The 16009-nt window shown below is 60.7% G+C and carries 17 protein-coding genes and 1 tRNA gene; 8 read left to right on the plus strand and 10 right to left on the minus strand.

Going from position 1 to position 16009, the window contains the following annotated elements; genetic code table 11:
• The 4 genes from AAD018_RS17355 to AAD018_RS17370 all read right to left on the minus strand — a co-directional run.
• Positions 1–1006 (minus strand): hypothetical protein (locus tag AAD018_RS17355; protein ID WP_459382425.1); only part of this gene is annotated, 1006 nt, incomplete at its 3' end.
• Positions 1007–1707: 701 nt separating this feature from the next.
• On the minus strand, positions 1708–2286 hold the full coding sequence (locus AAD018_RS17360; RefSeq protein ID WP_367316402.1) for a DUF4274 domain-containing protein: 579 nt from the start codon (positions 2284–2286) through the stop codon (positions 1708–1710).
• 75 nt (positions 2287–2361) lie between these two features.
• Positions 2362–4545, minus strand: coding sequence for an excinuclease ABC subunit UvrB (uvrB, locus tag AAD018_RS17365; protein WP_367316403.1), 2184 nt, complete (start codon positions 4543–4545; stop codon positions 2362–2364).
• Positions 4546–4654: 109 nt separating this feature from the next.
• Positions 4655–5056, minus strand: coding sequence for a hypothetical protein (locus AAD018_RS17370; RefSeq protein WP_367316404.1), 402 nt, complete (start codon positions 5054–5056; stop codon positions 4655–4657).
• 108 nt (positions 5057–5164) lie between these two features.
• Between AAD018_RS17370 and AAD018_RS17375 the strand changes: the two genes are divergently transcribed.
• The 4 genes from AAD018_RS17375 (at position 5165) to AAD018_RS17390 (ending at position 7441) form a co-directional block, all read left to right on the plus strand.
• Positions 5165–5608 carry a MarR family winged helix-turn-helix transcriptional regulator gene (locus AAD018_RS17375; RefSeq protein ID WP_367316405.1) on the plus strand — a complete coding sequence of 148 codons (444 nt, stop codon included), beginning with the start codon at positions 5165–5167 and terminating at the stop codon, positions 5606–5608.
• A gap of 66 nt (positions 5609–5674) precedes the next feature.
• Positions 5675–5986: an ETC complex I subunit gene (locus AAD018_RS17380; RefSeq protein ID WP_367316406.1), complete on the plus strand. Its 312-nt coding sequence runs from the start codon at positions 5675–5677 to the stop codon at positions 5984–5986.
• 43 nt (positions 5987–6029) lie between these two features.
• Positions 6030–6731, plus strand: coding sequence for a tetratricopeptide repeat protein (locus AAD018_RS17385; protein WP_367316407.1), 702 nt, complete (start codon positions 6030–6032; stop codon positions 6729–6731).
• Positions 6732–6859: 128 nt separating this feature from the next.
• Positions 6860–7441, plus strand: coding sequence for a hypothetical protein (locus AAD018_RS17390; RefSeq protein WP_367316408.1), 582 nt, complete (start codon positions 6860–6862; stop codon positions 7439–7441).
• 45 nt (positions 7442–7486) lie between these two features.
• On the opposite strand, the gene AAD018_RS17395 is transcribed toward AAD018_RS17390, so the two are convergent.
• The 6 genes from AAD018_RS17395 to AAD018_RS17420 all read right to left on the minus strand — a co-directional run bounded on the left by AAD018_RS17395 (position 7487) and on the right by AAD018_RS17420 (position 12275).
• A complete protein-coding gene (locus AAD018_RS17395) occupies positions 7487–8872 on the minus strand; it encodes a hypothetical protein (RefSeq protein WP_367316409.1) in 1386 nt (461 codons plus the stop codon).
• A gap of 62 nt (positions 8873–8934) precedes the next feature.
• The gene (locus AAD018_RS17400; protein ID WP_367316410.1) at positions 8935–9207 is read right to left on the minus strand and encodes a hypothetical protein; all 273 of its coding nucleotides are present in this window, start codon (positions 9205–9207) and stop codon (positions 8935–8937) included.
• A 33-nt stretch (positions 9208–9240) separates the two neighbouring features.
• A complete protein-coding gene (locus AAD018_RS17405; RefSeq protein WP_367316411.1) occupies positions 9241–9921 on the minus strand; it encodes a PspA/IM30 family protein in 681 nt (226 codons plus the stop codon).
• A gap of 96 nt (positions 9922–10017) precedes the next feature.
• Positions 10018–10614, minus strand: a complete 597-nt coding sequence (locus tag AAD018_RS17410) for a TetR/AcrR family transcriptional regulator (RefSeq protein ID WP_367316412.1) — start codon at positions 10612–10614, stop codon at positions 10018–10020.
• An 865-nt stretch (positions 10615–11479) separates the two neighbouring features.
• Positions 11480–11752: a hypothetical protein gene (locus tag AAD018_RS17415; RefSeq protein WP_367316413.1), complete on the minus strand. Its 273-nt coding sequence runs from the start codon at positions 11750–11752 to the stop codon at positions 11480–11482.
• Between the two features lie 4 nt (positions 11753–11756).
• Entirely contained in the window at positions 11757–12275 is a 519-nt protein-coding gene (locus AAD018_RS17420) for a superoxide dismutase family protein (protein WP_367316414.1), read from the minus strand.
• A 94-nt stretch (positions 12276–12369) separates the two neighbouring features.
• Here AAD018_RS17420 and AAD018_RS17425 point away from each other — a divergent pair.
• The 4 genes from AAD018_RS17425 to AAD018_RS17440 all read left to right on the plus strand — a co-directional run bounded on the left by AAD018_RS17425 (position 12370) and on the right by AAD018_RS17440 (position 16005).
• Positions 12370–12446, plus strand: a tRNA-Arg gene (locus AAD018_RS17425).
• Between the two features lie 252 nt (positions 12447–12698).
• Positions 12699–13586, plus strand: a complete 888-nt coding sequence (locus AAD018_RS17430) for a LysR family transcriptional regulator (RefSeq protein WP_367316415.1) — start codon at positions 12699–12701, stop codon at positions 13584–13586.
• Positions 13587–13713: 127 nt separating this feature from the next.
• Complete coding sequence (locus tag AAD018_RS17435; RefSeq protein ID WP_367316416.1) at positions 13714–14787, plus strand: tartrate dehydrogenase; 1074 nt, start codon at positions 13714–13716, stop codon at positions 14785–14787.
• Positions 14788–15018: 231 nt separating this feature from the next.
• The gene (locus AAD018_RS17440) at positions 15019–16005 is read left to right on the plus strand and encodes a substrate-binding domain-containing protein (RefSeq protein WP_367316417.1); all 987 of its coding nucleotides are present in this window, start codon (positions 15019–15021) and stop codon (positions 16003–16005) included.
• The last annotated feature ends 4 nt before the right edge of the window (positions 16006–16009 follow it).

Here is a 16009-nt window from a genome sequence, read left to right on the forward strand (position 1 = left end):
CCAGCGCGCGGACGTCGCTCCATCCTCCGCTGAGATCGCCGGCCTCAGCAAGCTTGCCATGCTGGCTCGACCAAAGAGCCTGACTGGTCGCATCATCGTAGACGACAAGATTGCCGTCATCCTGCATGAGAAGCCGAAAGGAACGATCGACCGTTGCGGTCTGGCTGTAGGTTGCGCTGTCCCAGACGGGCGCCCCCTCTCCGTTTTGAACGACAAGGTTGCCGTCCGGTTGCATGCGCACTGTCCCGCCCGGCTGACCGGTCACGGTATCGGAGGCCCAGATCGCCGCCTCGGGGTCCCAGCCGTCCGACAGTGATGTGTCGTACACGACGAAATTGCCGTCCGACTGCAGAAGTGCGCGGTAGCGCCCGTTATCGGATGCGAGATACTGATTGGTTGTCAGCTCGCTATTAAGAAGCGAGTTTCCGACAGCCGAATAGGCCAGGGGCGCCCCGCCATCGCGCGCTGCGGTGACCCGGCGTCCGGCGCCCAAGTCAATCAACCCGATCCCGGACGTCAAATAAGCATCGACAGTCTCGACCTGAGCGTCGATCCACTCGCCGCCCAGGTGGATCTGCCCGATCCCGTCACCGTCCTCGTCGCGAAAGATCGGGCGGGTCTGAGGTGCCGTCTGGGATTGTCCGGGGGCAAGCGAGCGGCCTTCGAAGCGTCCGGTCTCTATGTAGTGTTGCGTTGCCGCGACCTCGTTCGTGCCGAATGCCGTTTTCAGATCTTCGTTGGCGGCCAGGTAATTGGCCGCGGAGAAGGTGATCTGCCGTCCCTCGGTCTGGCCGCTGGATGCGTAGTGTCCGCGCCCTGCATCGGCATTCATGCCGTAGGCATTCATCAGGTCGGGATGGCTGGCGATGTATTCGAAAGACCGAGCATCGTCCCATGTTCCGGGAAGCATGCCTGCATCCATGCCGGAACCCTGCAATGTATCCGCGTGAAATGCATCTGTGGAGTTCTGGAGGGAGGAGCCGTTCGGATCGACAGGAACATTCATGGGATAAACCTCTACAAGCTTCCCGGAATGTTGCGCAGAGACTAGGTTCCGGCGAAGATCATGTCCTACCGAAAACGCTAAGTAAGTCCTTCCGCAAAACCCCGTGTTCTTTGTTTCATTGGGGGCTGACGCGGACCGAGGGCGGCCGTTTGGACCGCTGTGCGGGGATGGAGGAATCATCTGACGTGCCGCTCGACCTGCGAAATTTTGGGATATGATCGCGGTTATGATGTCTGACGGTGCATCAGAAATTATTGTGGCTCCGCCGGTATCGAAACTGGGAAGGGAGGTGGTTCGGCGTCATGTGCTTGGAGGGGAGCCGCGTCCTTCCAGATCACCTGCAAGCAGTGTGAACCCGTCTTGCGGGACGTGGATTATTCGACGAGGTGGCGGCTGATCGAGGCGCGCTTCACAAGCTCCTTTAATGCGAACTGGCCGGGGTTGGCGTCTCAGATTGCAGAGGGAGAGAAAGGCGTGTGGCGGTGTTGGGACTCAGATCAGGGATGCCGAGGATCATGCGCTTTATGTTCGGTATTGTGGGAATAACTCGCTCAATCACAAATATGGGGAGCGGGCGACGGGGTGGCCGTCTTCGTCGATCCATCGGGATATCCGGGCCGGGAGGGTGGAGCCGGAATGTGCGTGGGCCGTGGTTGAGGGGCTTTTGGGGAGTAGGGGGGCGATGGGTGCGAGCACCCATCCTACGATTGCTTAAACATCTCCTGAAGCTCGGGAGGCAAGGTGCTGATATGATACATGCCCGTCTCATCACCGAAATAGCCTGATGGCTTCGGTGGCCTATTTGGAAAGTTATGTTTTAGCAAGTTCCGCGGGATCGGAAGATAATCGCTTTTTTGGACATTAGCTTCAGACCTGTGCTTTTCTAAACGCTCAAGGACGGAGGCTGGCTGGTCCTCTAATCGGTGAGGAGAGAAGTCTGATCTCTGATAGAAATTTCTTTCGGAGTTTTCACATATTATTCTAGTAAGCTCCCATGTTTTATTGGACCGATATTTTGCAATTTCTTCTCGACCTCTCGTGTCTGAGATTGCTACTTTTGTGATATCCTCCAGCTCGAAGTTGATAAATACTGTTAGTGCAGTTGCTATATCACATTCTGGCTGGTTGCAGATCCAACTTAATATATCTTCGGCTAGCGGGGAATCTGGGTTCAGCGAATAAACAACCTCGTTCCAGAGTTCGGGGCTGTGCGAGGCGAGATACTTTGTTGTGTCTTCATCAAATGGTATTGCGTCGACACCGATTTTGGGTTCGGCCAATTTTTCCTCCAATGTTATGCTTATATTGATCGTAGTTATTTGATTTAAGAAATTGCAAGGCCGCGCTCGGTGCTCTTATCGCCCCTTCCGCCGCTTATTCCCACCCCGCTGCCCCGCTCTTCCTGCCGTGCTCCGCCCTGACGCTTTCGCGGCGTCATCCACCGCCTTCTCGACGGCCTGCTGGCGGGCGAGGGGGTCGTCGGCGACGACGAGATCCACCGTCTCGAGCCGTTTGAGCTCATCCCTGAGCCGGGCGGCCTCTTCGAATTCGAGGTTTTCGGCGGCCTTGCGCATGTCGGTGCGCAGGCCGTCCATGACGGCTTGCAGGTTGCCTCCGGCGAGGCCCTTGTCGACTTGGGCGGTGACGCGGTTCATGTCCACGTCGCCTTTGTAGAGGCCTGCCAGCACATCCTCGACGTTCTTCTTGACCGTCTCGGGGGTGATGCCGTGCTCTTCGTTATAGGCCATTTGCTTGGCGCGGCGGCGGTCGGTTTCCTTGAGCGCTCGCTCCATCGAGCCGGTGATGCGGTCGGCATACATGATGACGCGGCCTTCGGCGTTGCGGGCGGCGCGGCCGATGGTCTGGACGAGGGAGGTTTCGGAGCGCAGGAACCCCTCCTTATCGGCGTCGAGGATGGCGACGAGGCCGCATTCGGGGATGTCGAGCCCTTCGCGCAGCAGGTTGATGCCGATCAGCACATCGAAGGCGCCGAGGCGCAGGTCGCGCAGGATCTCGATCCGTTCGATCGTGTCGATGTCCGAATGCATGTAGCGCACGCGGATGCCCTGTTCGTGCATGTATTCGGTCAGATCCTCTGCCATGCGCTTGGTCAGCGTGGTGGCGAGCGTGCGGTAGCCATCTGCGGCGACGCGGCGAACCTCGTCGAGCAGATCGTCGACCTGCATCTCGACCGGGCGGATCTCGACCTGGGGGTCCAGAAGGCCGGTGGGGCGGATGACCTGTTCGGTGAAGACGCCGCCCGCTTGCTCCAGCTCCCACGAGGCGGGGGTGGCGGAGACGAAGACCGATTGCGGGCGCATGGCATCCCATTCCTCGAATTTGAGGGGGCGGTTGTCCATGCAGGAGGGCAGGCGGAAGCCGTGTTCGGCGAGTGTGAATTTGCGGCGGTAGTCGCCTTTGTACATCGCGCCGATCTGCGGGACGGAGACGTGGCTTTCGTCGGCGAAGACGATGGCGTGGTCGGGGATGAATTCGAAGAGAGTGGGGGGCGGCTCTCCGGGAGCGCGGCCGGTGAGGTAGCGGGAGTAGTTTTCGATGCCGTTGCAGACGCCGGTGGCCTCGAGCATCTCGATGTCGAAATTGGTGCGCTGTTCGAGCCGCTGGGCCTCGAGCAGTTTGCCGTCGCCGACGAGCTGGTCGAGGCGCAGGCGCAGTTCTTTTTTGATGTTGATGACGGCTTGGTTCATCGTCGGCTTGGGCGTGACATAGTGCGAGTTGGCGTAGACACGGATCTTGTCGAAGCTGCCGGTCTTCTCGCCCGTGAGGGGGTCGAATTCGGTGATCGCTTCCAGTTCTTCGCCGAAGAAGGAGAGTTTCCAGGCGCGGTCCTCTAGATGGGCCGGGAAGATCTCGAGGCTGTCGCCGCGCACGCGGAAGGTGCCGCGCTGGAAGGCCTGGTCGTTGCGGCGGTATTGCTGGGCGATCAGATCGGCCATGACAGAGCGCTGGTCGTAGCTTTTGCCCGCGACGAGGTCCTGGGTCATGGCGCCATAGGTTTCGACCGAGCCGATGCCGTAGATGCAGGAGACGGAGGCGACGATGATGACGTCGTCGCGTTCGAGCAGCGCCCGGGTGGCCGAGTGGCGCATCCGGTCGATCTGCTCGTTGATCTGGCTTTCCTTCTCTATGTAGGTGTCAGAGCGGGGGACGTAGGCTTCGGGCTGGTAGTAGTCGTAGTAGCTGACGAAGTATTCGACGGCGTTGTCGGGGAAGAAGCCCTTGAATTCGCCGTAAAGCTGGGCGGCGAGCGTCTTGTTCGGGGCGAGGATGATCGCGGGGCGCTGGGTTTCCTCGATCACGCGGGCCATGGTGAAGGTCTTGCCGGTGCCGGTCGCGCCGAGGAGGACCTGGTCGCGGTCGCCGTCTTTCACGCCCTGGGACAGCTCGGCGATGGCGGTGGGCTGGTCGCCGGCGGCCTTAAACTCGGTCTCCATCCTAAAGCGGATGCCGCCTTCGAGCTTGTCGCGGGTGCGCACGTCGGGGGCCGGGGAGTTCAGGATCGGGGCGGTGTTGGGCATGGGGGCAGGGTCCTTGGAGGCCAGCCTTACCATGTGTCGCTGAGCGAGGTCAGTTCAACCCTCTGGGCCGCGCCTCCTGCCAGCGTCATGGCAGGAGGCTGGCAGGACGTCAGAGCCCTTCGGGATTGCCGGGCACGATCCGCTCGATCATTCCGCGCTCGGCGGTGCCGTCCGGGTCGTACATAGCGATACTGCCTTCGGTCTTGATGAGGTAAGTGCAGCTGTTTTTCGGACCGTTCTCCCAGTCGACGCAGTAGCGGTCGTCGCCGAGCGACCATGTGCCGACCAGAGTGAGCCCGGTCGGCAACTTGGCCGCAGCGCTGCCGTTGCCTCCAAACTTGAACGGGGCGATGCCGCCATCGGGCATGCCGGGGGCGCCCGGCGGGATCGAGATATAGACTGTGTTGCCGGTGAGCAGCCCGTCCATTTGTGCCGCGTCCAGCCGTGTTTCCGCCGATGCAGCTTGCGCACCTGCAGCGAGAAGCATCGTTGCCATGAGGGGTCCTTTCATCACGTTCTCCTTATAAAGTCAGGCAACCTGACTACCAGAGTCGGGAATATAGTCAAGTAGCATGACGATTGTGTAGGGGCGAGATATCGCTAACCTGCGGGGATGGAGATGTCTGACCGACCCGAGCGCCGACCGCCCGATCATATCGGCGCCGATATCTGGCGCGCCTTCAAAGCGTTCGAAGCTGCGATGTATGCGGATCTCGATGCCGAAGGGTTCGCGGATATCAGCGTGGCCGACAGTGATGTCCTTGTCTTGATCGGCCCAAAAGGGACGCGAATGACCGCACTCGCCGCCGCACGCCGGATCACCAAGCAGGCCGCGCATGAGCAGGTGCGCAGCCTTCTTGCACGCGGTTATCTCGAACTTGGTCCTGACCCGACCGATGGGCGGGCCAAGATCGTACGGCTGACCGATCAGGGTGATGCGCTTGTTAAGGTTCTGGATGCGGCGAAGATGGATCTTCATGCCCGGGTCACGGCCCGGATCGGTACGCATGGGATGGCACAGCTCAAAGCGCTGCTGGCCGATGTCGAAACGCTGTTGCGATGATGGGGCATCTTGTGTTGCAGGGGCTGTTGTCGTTAAACCGTGGCGATTGCTGACCGAGGATCGCCCATGCCCGCCCGTATCTATCGCCCCGCCCGCACGGCTATGTCGTCGGGCGCTGCCAAGACCAAGCTTTGGGTTTTGGACTTTGTGCCGAACAGCGCGCGCGAGGTGGATCCGCTGATGGGCTGGACGTCGTCGTCGGATACGCAAAGTCAGGTGCGGTTACGCTTCGAGAGCAAGGAAGACGCGCTTGATTACGCCAAGGAGAACGGCATCGACGCGGTCGTGACCGAGCCGCAGGAGCGCAAGCCGAACGTCCGCAAGGGCGGCTATGGCGAGAACTTCGCGACCAACCGTCGGGGCTCCTGGACGCATTGATGCGATGAGGAGCCGGGTGAGTTCGCGTGCCGGAGTTTCGGTGATGCGTCAGTTTCTCGGCGGTTTTGTAGTTCTTGCCCTTCCGGGCGTCTTGGTTGCGGACCCTCATATCTGCCATAGGATCAATCCCAACGACAAACCTGAGCTGAGTGTCGAGGTTTGTACCGAGCTTCTTGAGACAAAAGGGCTCGAGAGGTCTGAACGCGATGAGGCGCTTACAAATCGTGGTATCGCATTCCGCGAGCTTGGGGATTTTCAGCGCAGTATTCTCGATCTGAAGCTGAGCGTTTCCTCATCCCGAAACACATTCACGATGCGGATGCTTGCCTGGACCTATCGCGAGGCAGGCGACCTTGAGGCCGCGGAGAGGCTTTATACAGAAGTGCTTGCGGAAGACGATCACCCGCAAGGCTGGCTGTCGCGCTGCGTGGTTCGGCAGGATATGGAGCGGTATCAGGACGCCCTTGGGGACTGCAAGCAGGCGTTGCGACGGGAGGGCGACAACCTGGATACGGTGTATTTTACCGCCCGCGCCTTTAGCTTTCTCGATCAGTCGGGTAGGGCTTTGCCGCTGACGGAACAGGGCATGTCGCTGGCTCCACACGATCCGAGGCATTTGACAGAGCATGTCTGGGCGCTTCACCAGTTGGGCCGGACTAAAGAGGCGCGCCAGAAGGCGCGTGCCGGATTGGAGCGATTTCCAGAGGATCCCGATTTGCTCTCGTTTCTGGAGCAGTCTTTCTAAAGTTTCGTATCTGCGTGGGACGAGCGTGAGCAGCGCCTTCACGGCTTCGTTATATGGTACAATATTGAACTACATAGTCCAATGTCGTATCAGTTTGGCGCAGTCCAGTCCCAACCTATGGAGATCCCATGCCCAGACCGATCCTTTTCGCGAGTTGTCTCGCCCTTGCCGCCTTGCCTGCCATTGCAGAGACGTCGAAAGCCGATTTGATCGGAGATTGGCAGACGCCGGTGGTCGAGCAGGCTTCCCCGGACGGGAGCGCCACGGCTTGGACGCAGGCGACCGTTCTTTTTGCCGAGACGGAAGAGACGCTGGTCTTCGAGATCTTTGCCGATGAAGAGAGGACCGTGCCTCTTTTCACTTATCGGTCAAGCGGGCCATACCGGGTTGCCGATGATCCGTCGCCGGTGGCCGGTGCGATTGCTCTCGATCTTGAGAACGACCGGTCGGAGGTGACGCTGCATCAGGAGATCCCCGATCTGGTTGCTGCGCTGAATATGCAAGATTGCCCGCTCGAGGTCGGAGTTGCGGTCGAGATTTCGCAGTGTGTCAGCGGACCGCCCTTCAGCGTCGGCGATTGCGTCGACATGGATGTCGTGATGATCGACGAGGGCGGCCGCCGTCTGAGGTTTGGCGGAGAAACATTCGACCGATGCGTCACGCGGCCCGATGAGCTGTCCGAGCAGGCATTTTTTCGCATGGAGGGATAGGGCTTGGCGACAGGCCGGTCTTATGTCCGGCCTGCCGCCCGTTCGTTATTCCGGCCGGGTTTCGAAGAGGTGGTCGCAGAAGGCCTCGTCGCGGCGGAGCAGGGGGTCTTCGAGCCAGGGATCGGTGCCTTCTGAGGCTTGCTGGGCCATGCGGTCCCGGTAGAGCGCGGAGAGGGCGTGCATGGCACTGAGGGTGCGGGTTCGGGCGAGGTCCTGCGAGACGTTGCCCGGGCCCATCTGGAGGGTCATGTCCGATTGCAGAAAATACTGGATGCGCGCGTCGAGGCGGGTGAATTCGGCCTCGTCCATGGTCTCTCTGCCGATCCGCACAACCCGGCTTTGATAGAGCGCGGCGCAGCGGCGGAGGGTGTAATTCTCGGCCGGGTCGGGGGCGTGGATGCGCTGGGTCGTCTGGGCCTCGACTGCAAAGGCGGGGAGGTCAGGCTCGAGGCCGATGCGGACGGGCATGCCGACGCGCAGCGGCTCGGCGTTCTCGCGCACCAGGTCGGTCAGGATGAAGACGAGCTGGTAGTTGCCCGGATCGTCGAGCGATAGTCCGGCGGTGACGAAGTTGCGGAAGTATTCGGCATCGACGGGGACGCGGTGGCGCATCTCGCCTTCGTAGACGGTGACGTCCTCCTGACGGTTCAGGAGAGTATTGGCGGCGTCGTAGACCTCGATATCCAGCCCGATCCGGTAGCGGGCACCAGGCTCGCCCGGCGTGGTGCGGCTGACATAGTCGAGGGAGATCTCCGCATGGATTTCGTCGCCCGGGGCGAAGATGTTGGTGGGACGATGGGATGTTCTGCCGTCGTCGGCCTTGTCCAGGAAGGTCGAGCCGTAGCGCATCATCTGGGGCATGGCGGTCTGGGCATGGATGGCGGTGCGGTCGATGGCCGAGGCGGGGTCGCGGGCGAGCCCGTCGAAGAGGCCGAGCGCCTGAGCATAGCAGAGGCGCTGGCCTTCAGGATCTGTGGGGGCGAGGAGGGTGAATTCCGGAGCGTAGTTCGTGGGTTTGAGCGGGCTGTGGAGGAGGCGGCAGCGTTCAGTGTTGATCCGGAGATCGACCTGCGCGTGGGCGGGCTGGCGGCGGATATTGGCCTCGACCGCGTCGGCGCCGTTTGCGAAGTCGGCAACGTCGATGACCACGCCGTAAAGGACGAAGACGGCTTCGCCGCTGCCGTCCCGGCTGGCGCGGCGGATGTCGGCGACCATCTGGTCGCCGGATGCGTTGTAGACGGTCCGTGTGCGATCCGAGAGGCCCGCCTCTTGGGTAGCGCGAGCCCATTGATCTGTGTCGATAAGGTTCGGGTTTGGGTAGTTCAGGATATGGAAGATCATAGCGTCCTCTGTCTGTTCAGCCGCCAGAGGAGGCGCAGCGGGAAGGGTCAGGGTCGCGGCGAGAAGGACGGGAGCGAGGGAGCGGAACATGGCATTCTTCCTTGTCTCGGGAGAGGGTGAGGGCCCGGCGGTGTCGCCGGGCCGTGCCGATCTTATGCGGCTTTGTCGATAACATAGTCCTCGAGCAGCTTTTCGTTGCGGGCTTCCTCGATGCGGGAGATCCGCTCTTCACTGATGCGCTGGTCGAACTTGTATTTGACGAAGTTCACAAGCGAGATCGTCAGAAGCAGAACACCGATGCCCCAATAGCCTTTGGTGGCAAGCGGGATGTCGGTCAGCCAGAGCGACAGGGCGAGCATGACGTAGGCCACGACAACGCCGAGGAAGTTGAAGCTGATGATCAGGTTGTTTTCGTTGCGGTTCATGGGAGTATCCTTTTCTTACGGTGGTAGCGGGGGTCAGCCCGATTTCTTCTTGAGACGGTCGAGGACCGTCTTTGCGGTGGTTTTGCTGGGATCGCCGAAGCCTTCGTCGGCCATGCGGTCTGCCATGTCGCGATGGGTCAGGCCGCTGTCGATTTCTTGCAGGATCTGGCTTTGCTCGAACGGATCGTCGCGGTCGGTGACGCGCTGGATCAGGGCCTCGGCCTCGTCGGCGGCGGAGGTGTTGCCGATGGTCTTGCGCAGTCCGACCTGCATCTTCTGCTCCTTGCGGATCGCGCGGGCGGTGATGGCGCCCTGTTTGAGGTCGATGATCCGGCGATGGGCTGCTTCGACAGCGCCGCGCAGTTGCAGGATCCGCGTCTGAAGACGCTCGATCGTCTCGGCCCGGCGGGACCGTTCGTTTTCCATGTCGGCGATGGCGGTTGCCGCCTCGGTCGCCAGATCCTCGCGGCCAGCTTCGAGCGCGTCTGTCGCGCGCTTGGTAAGGTCCGTGATCCGGCTGTCGAGGCCGGAGACAAGCCGATCCTCGGTGCGCTTGCGCTGGATCAGGCTGGCCAGCGTCTGTTTTGCAGCCGCAAGATTGAGGTCCGCTTCGTAGATCTTCTGGTCGATCAGCTCGATGGCGTATTTATCACGAAGCTGGGTTTCAGCCCGCGTATTCGCGCCGTCGAATAGGGTCTTTAGGGTCGAGAGCATAGTCGTCTCCTTCTCGATGAACAGCGTTCAAAAATATGGATAGGCGATTCGAACTTGCGGGGCAAGATGAATATGAGCGTTGTTCAAATTAGGAGATCAGGTTTTGGTGGATACGTTTAGAATATAGGAAATCCGGCGCTCAAGCTCGTCAGAGGGGGCAGGCTCTCCGCGCTGTTCGAGGCCCAGAAGGACGATCCCATGCACCGAAGAGAAGAGCGTGCGGGTCAGAAACTCGATCTCGTCTGCGTCCTTATCCGGAAAGATCTCCTTGAGCGGGGACGAGATGAAGGAGAAGAGCCGCTCCAGTTCCTCGTCGTACCAGTCGGGGATCTCGCCGGGATCGGCCATTTCGACATCGAAGAGGCTGTGCCAGAGCGTCCGGTTCGCGGCAGCGAAGCGCAGATAGGTGATGGCCATGGCGTGAAGCCGATCTGGCGGGGATCCGCCGCTTTGCGTTTGCACGGCGGCCTCGATATCCGCACCGAGACGCCGGAAGGTCCGTCCGTTCACGGTCAAGACCAGAGCGGTGAGATCCGGGAAGACGTTGTAGATCGCGCCGACCGAGCAACCGACCGCCTCGGCCAGGGGCCGCGCCTTGAGGGAGGCGAGGCCTTCGCCCCGGATGCGCCGCTCCGCTTCTTCGGTGAGATTGGTTCTGAGCGCGTCGCGGCGCTGTTCTGTCTGTCTGGCCATGGGGCGGTCCTAGCAGTGAACTGGGTTCACCGCTAGGGCTTTGGTGGGCGGGTCTCGTTGATCGATGCGGGCTCCTGTCCGGTACGGGAGTGCCGACTTTCTTACAGCCCGCACGTGGCTTCGGTGGTGGAGATGAGGCGCCTTAACACGATCCCGAGATCTATTTCGGTTCACCGATCCAGCGCATTTGCGACGGGGGTTCGATCGGGTCCAACCACTCTTCGCATCTCACGCTCAAGGAGCCGTCATCTCCTCAAGCTGACCTCGCAGAAGACTGTAGAGATCCACCGGCTAAACCGGCGGTTCAGAGGTCAATTTGATGTGGAGGGTCTTAACGTCGGCGACTCAGATTGATCTGTCAATCCGCCACGAGAGACTTCGGCAAAGTACTCCATCGCAGCCGGGATCGCCCCATAGCGTTCGATATATTCAGAGAGCAACCTTTCGAGTTGCTCAAGCCGTCCCATTCCAGTCACGTCCGATGTCCTCGTAGAGATTAGTTTAACAGACCTTACACCCGCTTAAATTGCAGAAACATTGATCAGTTTCAGTTTTCTTTAACGGACTGATCGCACCTCGATGGATGATTTATGTACCATGAAGATCCAGTGGCCGATCTTGGATCGATGCGGTCTGGCACCCTATGAGGCAGCTGGGCGAAGGGACCGATGCTGCCGCGTTGCTGAAATCGGTGTTGGTGAACCTGCACAGCGAGATCGGGAAGTGGTTCGGGCGTCCGGTCTCTATCGCTTGACGGGTGTTGAGCCTTGGCGGTCCTAAGGTTGGGTCAGAATTGCTCATGCTGCCCATGGAGGCGTTTCGCGGAAGGCCGGATGTCCCGCTGCAAGAGCTGTGATGGTCAGCTTCAATCGGTTTCGTAATTGGCGAGCGTGGAGCGAACGATCTCTTCGAAATCGGCCTCGCGGGCGGCCTCGTCCTCGAAGAAGTCCTCTGCGGCCTGGGCGAGCGCCTCGTAGTCATCCTCGTCAAGATGTTCGAGCCGCTCGACTGACGGCTCCTCCCCGAGAGCGAGGCTGAAGACCTCATAGCCGTCCTGGCGCGTGACCTCGTCCACGTGGCGGTCAAGCTCGACCATGAATTCGCGGCCCAGGGTGGACAGGAAATCGGTCGCCGCCATCGGGTCAGCTTTCGCCGCGGGTGAAGACGCCGCAGGCGATCCGGTCCCCGGCCGCACCGGAGGGCTGGCTTGTGTAGTCGTCCGGACCGGAATGCACGATGAAGGCCGATCCGTCCTCGTCGAACATCATCTCGTCGATCTCGAGGAGGTTCGAGAAATATTCGACATTCACGACCCCCGTCTGCTGGACGATGACATTGGGCAGATCGCCCGGATGGGGACCGCCTTCGGTCAGAATGCCATGCTCCCGACCTTCGGCCAGATGCCCGCCGGCGCTGGAGAAATCCTCGGCCGAGCAGTCGCCGGTTTCGTGGATATGCACGCCGAGCGCTCCTTCGGGAAGGTCGGTGAGTGCGATGTTGATCGTGACAAAACCGGAGGCTGTCGGGTTCACATAGACGGTCCCGATCGCCGCGCCGTCACGGCTCTGAACCTCGGCCACGGCGGCCGGAGTGGAGTGCGCTTCGGCGGCGGCAATGCCAGGGAGAAGGACAAGAGCGGCGACGGTCAAGGTGGTCTTCATGGCGATCTCCAGGCTGATTTGATCCGCTAACACCGACCCCGCTTCTTGGGTTCCCCTTGCCTCGTGCTGAACCATCGGTAAAAGCAGCTTCAGCGGTCCCTTAGCTCAACTGGATAGAGCAGCTGACTTCTAATCAGCAGGTTGAGGGTTCGAGTCCTTCAGGGATCGCCAGTCGAATATGATAGATTGCCAAGGGATTTGGTGCTGGTGCCGTCCGGGATCTGGTGGTTCTGGCGTGCAGGTCACGACAGTGATCGGTATGCCGTGGCGCCGCTTCCAAGAGCTATTCTTGTGTTCCTTTGACGGCCTGCCGGGAGTGGGTCAGATCGTCCGCCGGCATGATTTGCCGTACCTTGATTTCGCTATCATTTTTGCGGGTCAGGGCCTGTCACAACATGCTTTGATCGACTATGAATTCTAGGCATGAACGAACTCGATATCAGGCTTTTTCTTCGATTGGCCGACCGGCTGCATTTCGGGCAGACTGCACAGGCGGAAAATATCGCTCAATCCGCGTTGTCGGCCCGGATCAAGGCGCTTGAGACCGAGCTTGGGGCGCAGCTTTTCGAGCGCTCGACCCGGACCGTTTCGCTGACCGCGCCGGGACGGGCCTTTATTCCTGAGGCAACCGCTCTTTTGACGCAGATGCGGCGGGCAGAGCAAGTGGTGCGCCGGACGGCCACGCAGAACTACAGATCGCTTAAGATCGGGGGTGTGGATTCGGCGCTTTCGGGTCCGCTGCCCGGGATCGTGAAGACCTTTCTGACCAAACAGCCCAACGTCCACATCACGCTGATCGAGATGCTGTCCCATATTACCGATCCGGCTTTGACCGCGCGGCGGGTCGATATCGGGTTTTTGCGCTATGCTCCGACCAATCCTGAGATCGACAGCTTCCTTTTGAAGGCCGAAGGGATGAGCGTCGCGATGCCGGAGGACCATCCGCTGGCCAGTCGCCAGACCCTGACGGCCGCAGACATCGCCGCCAACCCGCTTATCCTTCAGTCCCGCGCGCAGCGTCCCATCCTGCATGATTGCGTTCGCCGCTATATCGAAGCGGCGGGTCATGAATTCTCGATCGATCAGGAAGCAAACGAGCGGCATATGTTGCTGTCGCTCGTCGCGGCGGGTTTGGGGCTTACGCTGGTGCCGGACTGGGTGACGATGTTTCGCCGGGAGGGTGTGGTTTATCGCGAGATGGAGGATGGCGGACCGCAACTTCAGATCATGATGGCCTGGCGCGGGGATGATCCGCTGGACACGGTTCATGAGTTCGTGGCGGCGGTTCGCAAGGAGTTCGGACGCCGTTAAGACAGATTAATCGCGATACGCGATTAGAAATGCCGTGAGATAAAGCCTGTGATCTTCGCTAGGGTGCCGCCGAACCGGCTCGCTCCTCGCGATGCCCGAACATAATTCCATCCGGGATCGCATTTGCATGACCATTTCGAAAACCTACACGATCGCCTCTATCCCCGGGGACGGCATTGGCCGCGAGGTCATTCCCGCCGGCCAGCGCGTCATCGAGACCGTCGCGCAGAAGCGCGGTTTTGCCGTGAAATGGGACACTTACGACTGGTCGTGCGAACGCTATGCGCAGACCGGGCGGATGATGCCGGAGGACGGGATCGAGCAGGTCAAAGGCAGCGATGCGATCTATCTGGGCGCGGTTGGTTATCCGGGCGTGCCCGATCACGTTTCGCTTTGGGGTCTTCTGATCCCGCTCAGGCGCGAGCTGGATCAATATGCCAATGTGCGGCCCGTGCGCCTTCTCAAAGGGGTGCAGTCACCGCTTGCAGGGCGCAGCGCGGAGGATATCGATTTCGTGGTCGTGCGCGAGAATGTCGAGGGCGAGTATTCCGAGATCGGCGGACGGATCTATGAGGGCACCGAGCGCGAGATGGCGATGCAGGAGGCGGTCTTTACCCGCAAGGGCGTCGACCGGATCATGGAATACGCGTTCGAGCTGGCGAAAACGCGCAAGCGGGGGCATGTCACCTCGGCCACCAAATCGAACGGGATCGTGCACACGATGCCGTTCTGGGACGAACGCTTTGCCGCCGCGTCAGAGCGGCATCCGGGCATCGAGACAGCGCAGTTCCATATCGACATCCTGACCGCGCATTTCGTGCTGCATCCCGATTGGTTCGACGTCGTTGTCGGATCGAACCTTTTCGGTGACATCCTGTCGGATCTGGGTCCGGCTGTGGCCGGGTCGATCGGGATCGCGCCGTCGGCCAATATCAATCCCGAAGGTGTCTATCCGTCCATGTTTGAGCCGGTCCACGGCTCGGCCCCTGATATCGCGGGCAAAGGTATTGCCAATCCTGTCGCTGCCATCTGGACCGCTGCCATGATGCTGGAGCATCTGGGCGAGGCGGAGGCGGCCGCCGATATCGAGCGGGCCATCGAACACTCTCTTGCCTCCGAGGAGACACGCACCGCCGATCTCGGCGGGCGCGCGAATACCGAAGAGGCCACGAACGCTGTCGTCGACGCTCTCTCCGCATAGTCGCGACAGATCAGGAGCGGCCCGCTACCCCACTCTCGACCGGGCCGCTCCGCTTTGCTTTCCGGCTTGCAAATCCGTTTGACAGATCGTCATGGGGCTGGGCTTGACAGGTGCGGGGTAATCTCGCGATGTTTGCGCCATCGATTGTGCGCCTTATCCTCCGCCAAGAGAGGGATGCTGCTTCGGATGCACAATCGATTGTCCTAAGACAGACATGCAAGGGAGGAACGCATGAATAGATTACTCAGGATCGTCTCGAGTCTAGCGCTTGCCGCCGGGATCGCGAGTGCTGCTTCGGCCGAGAACCCGACGATGGGGGTTGTTGTCAAGATCGGCGGTATCCCGTGGTTCAACGCCATGGAGGAAGGCATTAAGGAGCGCGCCGCCGAGCTTGGCATGGATGCCGAGATGATCGGGCCGACCTCTGCGGACCCCGCTTTGCAGGTGCGGGCAATCGAGGATCTGATCGCCCGTGGCGTCGACGTGATTGGCGTGGTGCCAAATGACGAGGCGGCGCTGGAGCCGGTGTTGAAGAAGGCGATGGATGCTGGGATCAAGGTGATCGCCCATGAAGGGCCGGGCCTGGAGAATGTCGACTGGAACTTCGAGCTAGCCTCGGCCGACGGCTTTGGCGAGGCGCATGCGCAGCTTCTGAGCGAGAAGGCGGAAGGCGAAGGTAAATACGCCGTCTATGTCGGCAGTCTGACCGTGCCGCTGCACAATGCCTGGGCGGATGCCGCTATTGCCTGGATGGAGACCAACCGGCCCGATCTTGAGTTGGTGGGTGACCGCTATGGCGTAGCCGAGAGCGTCGATGACAGTCGGTCGACCGCGCTCGATCTGATCGCGGCCAATCCCGACCTGAAGGGCTTTCTGGCCTTCGGCAGCCAAGGGCCCATCGGGGCAGGGCGGGCCGTGGAGGAGCGCCGTCTGGGCGGGCAGGTCCATGTGATGGGGCCGTTCTCTCCCGGGCAGGGGCGCAGCATGCTGAAGGACGGCATCATTTCGGGCGGGTATATGTGGAATCCGGCGGAGGCGGGCCGTGTCTTTGTGACCATGGGTCAGATGCTGGTCGAAGGTGCGGAGATCACCGAAGGGACCGAGATCGAGGGTCTGGGTGTCGTCAGCCCCGATGCGGAGACGCGCAATATCATCACCGACAATCTGCTCGAGATTAACGCGGATACGGTGGATGAGTTAGCCGAGAAGGGCCTCTAAGCCT

Origin of the sequence: Aestuariibius insulae, from assembly GCF_040783535.2 — a bacterium.
Lineage (GTDB): Bacteria > Pseudomonadota > Alphaproteobacteria > Rhodobacterales > Rhodobacteraceae > Aestuariibius > Aestuariibius insulae.